The 12,278-nt window shown below is 68.7% G+C and carries 11 protein-coding genes and 1 pseudogene; 10 read left to right on the top strand and 2 right to left on the bottom strand.

Annotated elements, in window-relative coordinates; genetic code table 11:
- The first annotated feature begins 127 nt into the window (after positions 1-127).
- The 4 genes from LDL21_RS22490 (at position 128) to LDL21_RS22475 (ending at position 3,871) form a co-directional block, all read left to right on the top strand.
- A complete protein-coding gene (locus LDL21_RS22490; protein WP_372462219.1) occupies positions 128-1,441 on the top strand; it encodes a sulfate/molybdate ABC transporter ATP-binding protein in 1,314 nt (437 codons plus the stop codon).
- A gap of 65 nt (positions 1,442-1,506) precedes the next feature.
- Positions 1,507-2,262 (top strand): LamB/YcsF family protein, encoded by a 756-nt coding sequence (locus LDL21_RS22485; RefSeq protein ID WP_067644304.1) that lies wholly within the window; start codon positions 1,507-1,509, stop codon positions 2,260-2,262.
- Positions 2,263-2,276: 14 nt separating this feature from the next.
- Positions 2,277-2,960: a 5-oxoprolinase subunit B family protein gene (locus tag LDL21_RS22480; RefSeq protein WP_225281634.1), complete on the top strand. Its 684-nt coding sequence runs from the start codon at positions 2,277-2,279 to the stop codon at positions 2,958-2,960.
- A 53-nt stretch (positions 2,961-3,013) separates the two neighbouring features.
- A complete protein-coding gene (locus LDL21_RS22475) occupies positions 3,014-3,871 on the top strand; it encodes a 5-oxoprolinase subunit C family protein (protein ID WP_225281633.1) in 858 nt (285 codons plus the stop codon).
- Positions 3,872-4,041: 170 nt separating this feature from the next.
- Here the strand turns inward: LDL21_RS22475 and LDL21_RS22470 are convergent, their stop codons facing one another.
- On the bottom strand, positions 4,042-5,298 hold the full coding sequence (locus LDL21_RS22470; RefSeq protein WP_225281724.1) for an MFS transporter: 1,257 nt from the start codon (positions 5,296-5,298) through the stop codon (positions 4,042-4,044).
- Between the two features lie 167 nt (positions 5,299-5,465).
- Here LDL21_RS22470 and LDL21_RS22465 point away from each other — a divergent pair, with 167 nt between their 5' ends.
- Positions 5,466-6,239, top strand: coding sequence for a pirin family protein (locus tag LDL21_RS22465; protein WP_225281632.1), 774 nt, complete (start codon positions 5,466-5,468; stop codon positions 6,237-6,239).
- Here the strand turns inward: LDL21_RS22465 and LDL21_RS22460 are convergent.
- Positions 6,236-6,760 carry a hypothetical protein gene (locus LDL21_RS22460; RefSeq protein ID WP_220139377.1) on the bottom strand — a complete coding sequence of 175 codons (525 nt, stop codon included), beginning with the start codon at positions 6,758-6,760 and terminating at the stop codon, positions 6,236-6,238. The two genes, LDL21_RS22465 and LDL21_RS22460, sit on opposite strands and share 4 nt — an antisense overlap.
- A gap of 134 nt (positions 6,761-6,894) precedes the next feature.
- On the opposite strand from LDL21_RS22460, the gene LDL21_RS22455 reads away from it, so the two are divergent.
- The 5 genes and pseudogenes from LDL21_RS22455 to LDL21_RS22435 all read left to right on the top strand — a co-directional run.
- Positions 6,895-7,746, top strand: a complete 852-nt coding sequence (locus tag LDL21_RS22455) for a helix-turn-helix domain-containing protein (RefSeq protein WP_225281631.1) — start codon at positions 6,895-6,897, stop codon at positions 7,744-7,746.
- Between the two features lie 10 nt (positions 7,747-7,756).
- Positions 7,757-8,122 (top strand): DUF397 domain-containing protein, encoded by a 366-nt coding sequence (locus LDL21_RS22450; protein ID WP_225281630.1) that lies wholly within the window; start codon positions 7,757-7,759, stop codon positions 8,120-8,122.
- A 134-nt stretch (positions 8,123-8,256) separates the two neighbouring features.
- Positions 8,257-10,272: a M13 family metallopeptidase gene (locus LDL21_RS22445; RefSeq protein ID WP_225281629.1), complete on the top strand. Its 2,016-nt coding sequence runs from the start codon at positions 8,257-8,259 to the stop codon at positions 10,270-10,272.
- A gap of 62 nt (positions 10,273-10,334) precedes the next feature.
- Positions 10,335-11,087 (top strand): MBL fold metallo-hydrolase, encoded by a 753-nt coding sequence (locus LDL21_RS22440; RefSeq protein WP_225281628.1) that lies wholly within the window; start codon positions 10,335-10,337, stop codon positions 11,085-11,087.
- Positions 11,088-11,176: 89 nt separating this feature from the next.
- Positions 11,177-12,277, top strand: a pseudogene (locus LDL21_RS22435) (Fic family protein); the annotation flags it as partial.
- Position 12,278 lies beyond the last annotated feature (1 nt).

Below are 12,278 nucleotides of genomic sequence, written 5' to 3'. Positions count from 1 at the left end.
GGGCTTCGATCCGGCGAGCGCACACCACGAATCCGTACGGAGCGAGCCGTCGTCCGGTCCGGCGGGGTTCTCCGCGAGCGCACCCGACGAATCGTCAGGGAGGTCGTCGCATCCGGCGGGCCTTTCGGTGGCCGCACGCATCGCGGATCGCGAGCTGGACCTGGCGCTCGAGCTCGCGCCGGGCGAAGTCCTCGCCGTCCTCGGCCCCAACGGCGCGGGAAAGTCCAGCCTGCTCCAGGTGATCGCCGGCTTGCTCGTCCCCGACGAAGGCCACGTGCGCTTGGGCGCCGACACTCTCACCGATACGGCGAAAGCTATCGCGTTGGCACCACATCGACGCGGCATCTCGCTGCTCGCCCAGGAACCGTTGCTGTTTCCGCACCTCACGGTTGCCGAGAACGTCGCTTTCGGCCCACGCAGCCGTGGGAATCGGCAAGCGAAAGCTGTTGCCGCCGAATGGCTCCGAGCCGTCGACGCCATGCACCTGGCCGACCGCCACCCCGCAGCGCTCTCCGGCGGCCAGGCCCAACGCGTCGCCCTGGCCCGTGCCCTCGCCGTCGACCCGCACCTGCTCCTGCTCGACGAACCCATGTCGGCCCTCGATGTCGATGTCGCCCCCGCCATGCGCTCGCTGCTGCGCCGAGTCCTGCGCGATCCCGCCCATCCGCGCTGCGCGGTCCTGGTCACCCACGACATCATCGACGCCATCACCCTCGCCGACCGCCTCGTCATCGTCGAATCCGGCCGCATCGTCGAATCCGGCCGGGTCACCGACGTGATGTCGCACCCACGCAGCCCCTTCGCCGCCCGCGTCGCAGGCCTCAACCTCCTCCACGGCACCGCCACCGCGCCGCGCGGGTCCGACCCGGCCTTCGCGGCAGTGCTGGTCGGACCCGGCCGACACAGCGAACCGATCTCGCCAGGTGACAGCGAAGCCCAGCACCGGCCAGCAGCACACCCCGCCGATCGGCCGGCGGACAGCGCCGCTGCCAGGGCCTCGCTCGGCTCCACAGAACGGCCGACAACCAGCGTTGCCGGTGGTGGGTCGGGGTCGAGTTCGGCCGGCGGCGCCCGGCACTCGGCAGCGGTCGCCCTGAGTATCGACGACTACTCGGGGTCGACACCCGATGACGAATCGGCAGTCGATGGTTGCGTCGTCGGCGATTTCACCGCAGGCACCCGCGCGGCGGCTGTCTTCTCCCCCGCCGCCGTGTCGGTTTTCACCCGCCCTCCCGGTGGCAGCCCACGCAATGTCTTCACCGTCGACATCACCGAGATCACCGATCGGGGCGGCATCGTGCGGGTGCGTGGCGACGCACCGAACGCGCCCGGGCTGTGCGCCGATCTCACCCCGGCCGCCGTGGCCCAGCTCGGCCTCTCCGTCGGCGCGCGGGCGTATTTCGCGGTCAAGGCCACGGAGGTGCGGGTGTACGCCTGCTGAAGCGTGGGCCCGGGCTACGGCGCACAATGAGGGCGTTCATGCACGCGCGCAAACCGGAGGGCAGCATGCCGCTGGACCTGAACAGTGATCTGGGCGAAGGCTTCGGCCCGTGGCGGATGGGTGAGGACGCCGCCATGCTCGACATCGTCACCAGCGCCAACATCGCGTGCGGTTTCCATGCGGGCGACCCGACGATCATGCGCCGCACCTGCGAACTGGCTGTGGCCAAGGGCGTGCGGATCGGCGCGCACGTCGGCTACCGCGATCTGGTCGGCTTCGGCCGCCGCGATATCGCCATCGCGCCCGCCGAACTGCGCGACGAGGTGCTGTACCAGATCGGCGCTCTCGCGGCATTCGCGCGCGCGGCGGGCGACCGGGTGCGGTACGTGAAGCCGCACGGCGCCCTCTATCACGCGGCCGCTCGCGATCGTCTGCTCGCCGACGCGGTCGCGACCGCCGTCGCCGAGGCCGAAACCGGTCTCGCCCTGCTCGGCCCGGCCGGAACCGAACTCGAACACGCCGCGAACCGGGCGAAAGTGCGTTTCGTCGGCGAGGGTTTCGCCGACCGCGCCTACACCGCCACCGGCACGTTGGCGCCGCGCGGGGTTGCCGGTGCGGTGCTGACGCCCGACGACGCCGTCGCCCAGGCGGTATCCCTTGCGTTGTCGGGGACCGCGCGTACCGTTGACGGTCCGGGTGCGGTCGCTGTGTCCGTGGCCAGTGTGTGCGTCCATGGTGACTCACCGGCGGCCGTGGAGATGGCGCGCCGCATCAGGGGGGCGTTGGACGAGGCAGGCGTACCTGTCGAACCATTCGGTTGAGGGTGGGAGGCGCGATGGTGACCGACTGGAGCACGCGGATCAGGCCCGCGGGCGACCGTGCCATGCTCATCACCCTCGACGATCCGCGGCCGGTGCAGCGCCTGGCGTCGGCGCTGCGGGTGCATGCCATCGCCGGTGTCCAGGACGTGCTGCCCGCGGCGGAGACCGTGCTGGTCACCCTGCATTCGGTGAACTACGGCACGCAGGTGCGCCGCGAATTGCTCGCGCTGCTCGACCGCCTGGATTCCGAATCCGCACAGCCGGATTCGCTCGATGTTTCCCGTGGAACACTGTCCGACCCGGACCGCCCCGACGAGCTGGTCGAGGTGCCGGTGCGCTACGACGGGGTCGACCTGCCCGAGGTCGCCCGGCTGCTCGACCTGTCTGTCGCGGAGGTGATCGCGGCCCATACCGGTACCGTCTGGCAGTGCGCCTTCGTGGGTTTCGCACCCGGTTTCGGATATCTCGTCTCGCCCGACGGAAGGCTCACCGTGCCGCGCCGGGCCCAGGCCCGCACCGCCATCCCACCGGGTGCGGTGGCACTGGCCGGTGGGTACTCGGCGGTATATCCGCGTGGCACACCGGGCGGATGGCAACTGATCGGAAGTACCGATCTACGCATGTGGGCGGTCGATCGCGATCCGCCCGCGCTGATCCGAGCGGGAACGGCGGTGCGGTTCGTCGACATCGCGCAATAGGCAAGGGCTGCTCAATGGTGCGCCGCCTCGACAGTTAATCGGGGAGAGATCGCATGGTGATCTTCATCGAGCGGGTGGGGCCGCTCGCGACGATCCAGGACCTGGGCAGACCCGGCTGGTTCGATTCCGGCGTGGGTCCGGCGGGCGCCGCCGACCGCGCCTCGCTGCGGCTGGCGAACCGGCTGGTCGGCAATCCGGAGGACCACGCGGGCATCGAGGTACTGCTCGGCGGACTCGTAGTGCGCACCGATGCGCACGTCACCGTCGCGGTCACCGGCGCACCAGCGGCGGCCACGGTGGACAGCACGCCCGTCGGCCATGCGAGCGTTCTCGAACTCGAGGCGGGCCAGACCCTTCGCCTCGGCATGGCAGGCACCGGTTTACGCACCTACATCGGTGTCCGTGGCGGCATAGACGTGCCGAAGGTCCTCGGTTCCCGCAGCCGCGACACCCTCTCCGGTATCGGCCCCGACCCGCTGCGACCGGGCATGCAGCTACCCGTCGGTCCCCCGCCGCGCACCTTCCCGACCGTCGAGTTCGCGCCGGTCCCCGTGCCGCCGGAGGTGCTCGTCGTCCGCGCTCGTCCCGGCCCGCGCGAAGACTGGTTCACCGACCCCGCCGCCCTGTTCCGGGGCTCGTGGCAGGTGAGCAGTGAGACCGACCGCGTGGGTGCCCGCCTGGATCGGGTCGCCGGGCCGCCGCTCACCCGCTCGATCACCCGCGAACTGCCCGCCGAAGGTGTCGCCCTCGGTTCGGTGCAGGTCCCACCGAGCGGTCAACCGGTCGTCTTCCTCGCCGACCATCCGATCACCGGCGGCTACCCGGTCGTCGCGGTCGTGCTCGACGCCGACGTCGACCGCGTCGCCCAACTCCGTCCGGGTGAACGCCTGCGCTTCGCACCCGACGACTGACCGACCACAACCTGTGCCGCTCACCTCCGCCGGAAACGCGGCACGCTCGGTGCTGCGCGGCGACGAACTTCTGCCCGTCGCACCCGGCTCGACACCGCCGACCTGCGCGGTCCCCGCGGAATGATGTGGTCGAGTGCGTGCTCCGCGGAGACCGGACAGGTGCCCGACGACTAGCGCGCCCGCCGCGAATTCAGCGCGATCGCGACGATGCCGAGCGTGTACACCCCGGCCCCGACCAGCACCACCGGCAGCGAACGACCATCGGCCGGGATCACCAGTGCGGTCGCGGCGATGGCCAGCACGAAGGTCATGTTGAACACCGTGTCCTGGAGGGCGAAGACCTGTCCGCGCCGGTCGTCGTCGATCTCGATCTGCATGCTGGCGTCGCCGGTGAGCTTGATCGTCTGCCCGGCGAGCCCGAGCCCGAACGCGCCGATCAGCAGCAGCCGGTGGGCGTGGTCGGTGGCCGATTCCGATGATGCGAGCGCGATCGGTGTCACCAGGGTGAGCTGCACGATGACGGCTGTCGCGAGCCCGACGAGCACGGTCCGCGGCCTGCCGAGCCGGGGAATCAGCACGGGCGCGAGGATCGCGGCGAGCAGCATGCCCGCCGCGGCCGCACCGATCGCGACCCCGAATCCGACCAGCCCGCCGCTCATTTCGCTCTGCCCCTCGGGCTGACGCAGTACCAGCACCATGATGAGCGTGTTCATCCCGAACACGATGCGATGCGCTCCGATGCCGATCATCGCGGTCGTCACCTGCGTCGATCGCCAGACCGCGCGCGCACCCGTGGCCAATCCGGTGGCGATCGCACGGACAGTGCTTTCCGCTCCCGCCGAGCCCTTTTCGGGCCCGAGGATGTGGGGTGTGAAACCGACGGCGAGCAGCGCGCCGACCACCGACCCGACCCCACTGAGCGCGACCGCCACGGCCGAGGCCGAGTCCCCCGCTCCGAGCACCGCGATCACCGCCACCGACGCCGCCGCGCCGATCCCCGCGCACGCCGAGGCCACCGTGGCCAGCACGGAGTTCATCGGAACCAGCCAGCGCTGTTCGAGCACCCTCGGCAGCGCGGCCGACACTCCGGCGAGCACGAATCGGCTGATTCCGACGGTCGCCAGCGCGAGCACGAGGAGCACGCTCTCCCCCGCCCCGGCGAACAGCGCGAGCGCGGCGGCCGCGATCAGCGTCGCCCGCGCGATGCTCGCCACCAGCAGCACACTGCGCCGATCCCAGCGGTCGAGCAGGGCGCCCGCGTAGGGGCCGAGCACCGAATACGGCAGCAGCAGCACCGCGAAACCGGCGGCGATGGCCAGGGGGTCGGTTTCGCGTTCGGGGTTGAACAGGATGGCGCCCGACAGCGCCGCCTGGAACATGCCGTCACCGAATTGGGCGGCCAGGCGCAGCAGCGCCAACCGTGGCATCCGTGGATTGCGCCGCACCACACCGCGGCTTTCGCGCAGCAGATGTCGCAGCGAGATCGGCCGCTCATCCGCCGGATTCGAGCCGTCAGCGCGATGGGTCGACACGTCGTGAGGATAGTGGTGCCAGAATTGAGGTGGCGGTACGGGTGCAGCGCAGGAGGAGGGTCATGTCCACATCGACGACACCGCGCATCGAGGTGCATCGGGGCGGTGACCGGATGAAGACCAGGATCTCCTGGCTCGACTCCAAGCATTCGTTCTCGTTCGGCGAGCACTACGACCCCGACAACACCCATCACGGCCTGCTGCTGGTGAACAACGAGGACGTGGTGCTGCCCGGCGAGGGTTTCGACACCCACCCGCACCGCGACATGGAGATCGTCACCTGGGTGCTCGGCGGCAGTCTGGTGCACCAGGATTCGCTCGGCCACAACGGCGTGATCTATCCCGGTCTGGCCCAGCGGATGAGCGCCGGCACCGGCATCCTGCACTCGGAGAAGAACGACTCATGGCGCCTCGACGGCAAGCTGCCCGAGCACGACGAGCCGGTGCATTTCGTGCAGATGTGGGTGGTGCCCGACGAACCCGGTGTCGATCCGGGCTATCAGCAGCTCGAGATCGATGACGAACTCGCCCGCGGCGATCTGGTGACGGTGGCCTCGGGCCTACCGCGTTACCGCGACCGCACCGCCATCTCGATCAATTCCTCGCACGCGGCGATGCACGTGGCCCGGTTGACCGCCGAGAGCGCACCCGTGACCCTGCCCGATGCCCCCTACCTGCATGTTTTCGTCGCCCGCGGCGAGGTGGACATGGAAGGTGTCGGCACCTTGGCCCAGGGCGACGCCGTGCGGCTCACCCGCTCGGGTGGTCAGCTGATTCGCCCGCACGGCGACGCCGAGGTGCTGGTCTGGGAGATGCACGCCCGGCTGGGCGGCTAGGCCGAGCCGGGTTCGCGCACCAGGGCGGTGGTTCTGGCGTTGGCGCGGGTGGCGGCGACGATCTGCGCGAAGTCGGGGCGGTAGTCGCCGTCGGGTGGTTGCAGCCAGATGCGGTAGCCGCTGCGTTCGTCGGCCGGCGAGGGCAGCACCACGTCGCTGCCGGGCAGGGCGACCGATGCGCACACTCGGAACATCTCGGCGAACAGTTCGGTGTCGAGGTAGGAATTGTCGGTGGGCCCGGTGAGGAAGGTCCAGCGGCCGGACCGGGGATGCCCGATGATCGGTCCGCAGCGTTGACCACGGCTGAGGAGCTGTCCGCGCACTCGTTCGCCCAGCGTGGAGGGCATCACCACGGCTCCGACGGCCCCGATTTCGAGCACGATGCGCCCGAAGGTGGCTTCGACCACGGCATAGAGACCGTTGTGCTTGCGATAGTGACGACAGCGCGCGAGCGCGTCCTGGGTTTCCGAGTATTCCTCGGCGGCGGCATAGCCGCCCTTGCTGTCAGTGCGCTGGCTCATCACTACCTCGTCTCCGTCGACGGTGTGGAGCTTGCATTCGCTAGATATTTGCCGCTATCTACAGCCTAATGCGACACAACGACGCTGACAATAGTCAGTAGCAGGTGTGTTCACCCGGAGTACGATCAGCGCCCATGGCACCCGTTTCGCCTACCGCCGCGCGCTGGGAACTGGTCCTGCGCCTGCGTGAACTGCGCGAACAGCGTGGTTTCGACTCCGCGGGTTTTGCCAAGCGGGTCGGTTTCACCCCCGCCAACTGGTCCCATGTGGAAAAAGGCCGACGGGTCCTCACACGCACGACTATCGAACCGGTGCTCGATGTTCTCGATGTGCCCGTCGACGAACGGCGGGAATTGCTCGCGCTGCTCGAGGTCAGCAAACAGCGCGGCTGGTGGTCCACTTCGGCCGCGCTGATCGGCCCCGAACTGCAGCGTTTGTACGGAATGGAGGCGGGGGCGCAGAGCATCCGCAGCTACGACAGCCTGATCGTGCCCGGCCTCCTCCAAACGGAGGCATACGCGCGGGCGCTCATCAGTGCCGACGTGATGATCCGCCCGGTGCAGGTAGACCAATTAGTCGCGATACGGTTGCGGCGCCAGCGGCGGCTGCGGGAACCGGAACCGCTGGAACTCACGGCCGTGCTCGGTGAGGCGACGCTGCGTCAGCAGACCGGGGGACCCGAAGTGTTGCGCGGGCAGTTGCGTCACCTGGTGGAGCTGATGCGCGAGCTCGACACCGTCGACGTCCGGGTGATCCCGTTCAGCGCTCCCGAGGGCGCTGTGCTCGGCGGTTCCAGTTTCCATCTGCTCGACTTCGCAAGCGATCAGCTACCGACTTTCGCGTGGGCGGAGAGCGCTGTTTTCGGTGGGCATGTAGACGACGCCGAACAGGTCCGCGATCTCGGCTACGCCTTCCTGCGGGCCAGGGATCAGGCCATGCCGAGATCCGAATCCCTTGCCCTGATCAGCGACTATGCGAGAGTGTAAGATTTGTGTCATGTCGATCACAGCTCGCCGCCGCCCGGCCGATCACGGCTGGTTCACCTCGTCGCGCTCCAACAACGGTAACCAATGTGTCGAGGTTCGCTTCGAAGGTGACGCCGTCCAGATACGAGACAGCAAATTCCGGCGCAACCCGATGAACCGTGGCCTCGACGAGCCGATCATCACCGTCCCCGCCGCCGTGTGGACCGCCTTCCTCGACTGCCTGCTCGCCCAGCGCCCGCACCCCTCCCTCACCACCCAGCACGCAGCCGACGGCACGACAACCCTGCGCCACGGATCGACCGCCCTGCACTACACCCCCGCCGAATGGGACGCCTTCGTAGCCGGCGTCCGCGACGACGAATTCGCCTGCGTGTAACCCGAATCCGCTCCGCACCCGTCGGCGACCGGGCAGTGCGCGTCAGGATGGACGCCGATGCCCGATCGCCGACGTGTCGCGGCGCCTTCCAGCACGCCCCCGGTTCGCGATGATGTTTCGGCATACTGGAGCGCGTGACTTCGGATCTGAGCAGCCCCTCCGGTATCGACCTGTCCTTCCGTGATCAGGATGTGCGGGTGCAGGACGATCTGTTCGCGCATGTCAACGGGCGGTGGTTGGCCGACTACGAGATTCCGGCCGACCGGGCGGTGGACGGTGCGTTCCGGACGTTGTACGACCAGGCCGAGATCGATGTGCAGACCATCATCACCGAGTGCGCAGAGGGTTCGGCCGACAGCGCGGATGCCCGCAAGATCGGTGACCTGTACTCGAGCTTCATGAACACCGAGCTGGTCGCCGCCGCCGGGCTCACCCCGGTGGCCGACGAACTGCGCGCCATCGCCACGGTCGCCGACGCGAGCGCGTTCGCCGCGCTGCTCGGCCGCTTGCAGCGCACCGGCGTGCGCGGCGCGCTCGCCTACTACGTCGACACCGACGACAAGGACTCCACCCGCTACCTGCTGCACGCCACCCAGTCGGGCATCGGCCTGCCCGACGAGTCGTACTACCGGTCCGACGAGTTCGCCGAGATCCGCGACGCCTACCGCGCCCACCTCACCAAGATGTTCACCCTCGCCGCGTCCGACCCGGCCCTGGCCGGCCTCGTGCCGACCGATCCGGCCGACGCGGCGAATCGGGTGTTCGAGCTGGAACGCACCCTCGCCGCAGGCCACTGGGACGTGGTGCGCCGGCGCGATGCCGAGAAGAGCTACAACCTCACCACTTTCGACGAGCTCGCCACCGCCCACCCCGAATTCGATTGGGCCGCTTGGGCCGACGCCGTCGCCGAGGGTGTCGACCGTGCGGGCACCGAGCTGTTCGCCGAACTCGTGATCCGCCAGCCCGGTTACGTCGGCGCCTTCGCGCGCGCGTGGTCGGATGTGCCGCAGGCGGATTGGCAGGCATGGGCCGCGTGGCAGGTGCTGCACGCGCGCGCCCCCTACCTCACCGACGAGATCGTCGCCGCGAACTTCGACTTCTACGGCCGCACTCTCACCGGCGCGCAGGAGATTCGGGAACGCTGGAAGCGAGGCGTCGGCCTGGTCCAGGAACTGCTCGGCGAGGCCGTCGGCAAACTGTATGTGGCCAGGCACTTTCCGCCCGAGGCCAAGGCGCGCATGGTGGAACTGGTCGCCAATCTGCAGGAGGCCTACCGCCGCAATATCGCCGAACTCGAGTGGATGGGCCCCGACACCCGCGCCGCGGCACTGACCAAGCTGGAGAAGTTCACCCCCAAGATCGGCTACCCCGACACCTGGCGCGACTACTCGGCCGTCGAGATCGACGCGGCGGACCTCGTCGGCAACTACCGGCGTGGCTACGCCGCCGAACACGACCGTGACCTGGGCAAACTCGGTGGTCCCGTGGATCGCGGCGAATGGTTCATGACCCCGCAGACGGTGAACGCCTACTACAACCCCGGCATGAACGAGATCGTCTTCCCGGCCGCCATCCTGCAGCCGCCGTTCTTCGACATGAACGCCGACGACGCCGCCAACTACGGCGGGATCGGCGCGGTGATCGGCCACGAGATCGGGCACGGCTTCGACGACCAGGGCGCGAAGTACGACGGCGACGGCAATATGCAGGACTGGTGGACCGACGACGACCGCGCCGAATTCGGCAAGCGGACCAAGGCGCTGATCGACCAGTACAACGTGCTCTCGCCCGCTGATCTGTCCGACGAGCACACCGTGAACGGCGAGTTCACCATCGGCGAGAACATCGGCGATCTCGGTGGTTTGTCGATTGCCCTTGCCGCGTACAAGATCTCGCTCGACGGTGAAGAGCCGCCGGTCATCGACGGCCTCACCGGTCTGCAGCGGGTGTTCTACGGCTGGGCGCAGGTGTGGCGGACCAAGGCGCGGCAGGAGGAGGCGATCCGCCGCCTCGCCGTCGACCCGCATTCGCCGCCGGAGTTCCGCTGCAACGCGGTGGTGCGCAATATCGACAGCTTCTACGAGGCGTTCGAGGTGACGCCCGACGACAAGCTGTACCTGGCACCGGAGGAGCGGGTCACCATCTGGTGATCGGGCGCGACCCTACCGCTGAGCCGGTAGGGTCGAAACCCACTGTCAGGGAGAGGTTTTCCATGCGCTGTCACCAAGTCGCCGACGACGTCTTCACCATCCGTGGCACGGATGTGAACATGGTCCTGCTGCGCGAGGGCCGCGACCTCACCCTCATCGACGCCGGCTGGTACGGCGACGCGAAGATCATCGAATCGGCGATCCGTGCCCTCGGCCACCGCCCCGAAGACGTCGTCGCCGTCCTGCTCACCCACGCCCACCTCGACCACGTCGGCGCCCTGAACCACCTGCACCGCCGTTACGGCACCCCCGCCTACACCAGCCCCACCGAGGTGCCCCACGCCCGCGGCGAGGTCCACGAGTCAGCCACTCCCCTCGACGTGATCAAACGCCTCACCGCCCCGAGCACCGCGGCCTGGGCACTGCGCATCACCGCCGCGGGTGGCCTCCGCAAGAACCCGGTCCCCCACATCCAGCCCTTCCCCACCGAAGGCCCCCTCGACCTCCCGGGCAACCCCGTCCCCATCTCCTCCCCCGGCCACACCTCCGGCCACACCGCCTTCCACCTCCCCACCCAGGGCGCCATAGCCACCGGCGACGCCCTCATCACCGCCCACCCCACCTCCACCCACCAGGGCCCCCAACTACTCCCGAAGTTCTTCCACCACAACACCGAACAAACCCTGAACGCCCTCGGTGCCCTCGAACCCCTCGACGCCCCCCTCGTCCTCCCCGGCCACGGCCTCCCCTTCCGGAAGGGCATCACCGAAGCCGTAACCCGAGCCCGCGAACACGCCACCACCCTCCTGCGCTGAACTTCACGCCTGCTCCGGTTTCGGTGCATCGAACGCAAGTAAGAACGGAGAAAGTCGCGTTTAAGGGGATTAAAGTATAGTAAGCAACCGTCTCCGTTCCCCCGCGCATCGCCGATCTGGACTATGTACCGCCATCGCAAGTGGTGACCGCGTGCGAAGCAGCCGCGATCGCGGTGGCACGGCTCGAAGCAGGCTTCGGTCAGTACATGGCACCGCTCGCCGACTTCCTGCTGCGCAGCGAGTCGGTGGCGTCGTCAAAAATCGAACACATCGACGCCGGCTGGCGGGCCTTCGGAAAGGCCATCGGCGGAGCGAAGGCGAGCGACGAAGCGAAATCACAGCTCGCCGCCGTCCAGGCACTCGCCGCAATGGTGGAGGCGGCAAGCACCGGCCCGGTCACGACCTCGGATCTGCTTGCCGCACACCGGCTGCTCATGGCTCCGGACTATTACGCGGCTCGTGAGGCCGGCCGTTTCCGCGATGCACAAAACTGGATCGGCGAGAGCGACTACACCCCACTGCACGCGTTGTTCGTCCCGCCGCCGCCCGAGCTCGTCGACGACCTGATGGACGACCTGCTGACATTCGCCGCCCGGACCGACCTGCCGATCATCGCGCAGGCGGCGATCGCGCACGCTCAGTTCGAGTCCATCCATCCGTTCGTCGACGGCAACGGACGGATCGGGCGCGCATTGATCAGCGCGATATTCCGCAGGCGTGGGCTGACCAGCCGGGTAACCGTTCCGTTGGCGTCGGTCATGTCGGCGAACACCGCACGCTACTTCGATCAGCTCACTGCCTACCGGGCGGGTCGCGTCGACGAATTCGTCGAGTACGTGGCGCTGGCGGCCGTCCACGCGAGCGAGGCGGCGGTCGAATCGGCCCGGACGTTGGCGGACTTGCCCGCGCAGTGGCGTGCCTCGGCCCGGCCGAGGGCCGGATCTTCGGACGAAGCGCTGATCGCCGGTCTGCTCGACCACCCGATCCTCAATATCGACACGGCGCTGCGAATCGCCGGAACGACAGACTCCGCCACCTATCGAGCGCTGGATCGCCTGGTCGAGGCGGGCGTGCTCGAGGTGCTTTCGGCAGCGAAGCGGGGTCGAGTATGGGCGGCAACCGACATTCTGGCCGAACTCGACGCGCTCTCGGCGACGATCGGAAAGCGGACGGCCGCCGGGCTGAAATAGG

Origin of the sequence: Nocardia rosealba, assembly GCF_020216065.1 — a bacterium.
GTDB classification, from domain to species: domain Bacteria; phylum Actinomycetota; class Actinomycetes; order Mycobacteriales; family Mycobacteriaceae; genus Nocardia; species Nocardia rosealba.
The sequence above is the reverse complement of the archived record's forward strand: the minus strand, read 5'-3'. Positions and strand labels throughout refer to the sequence as shown.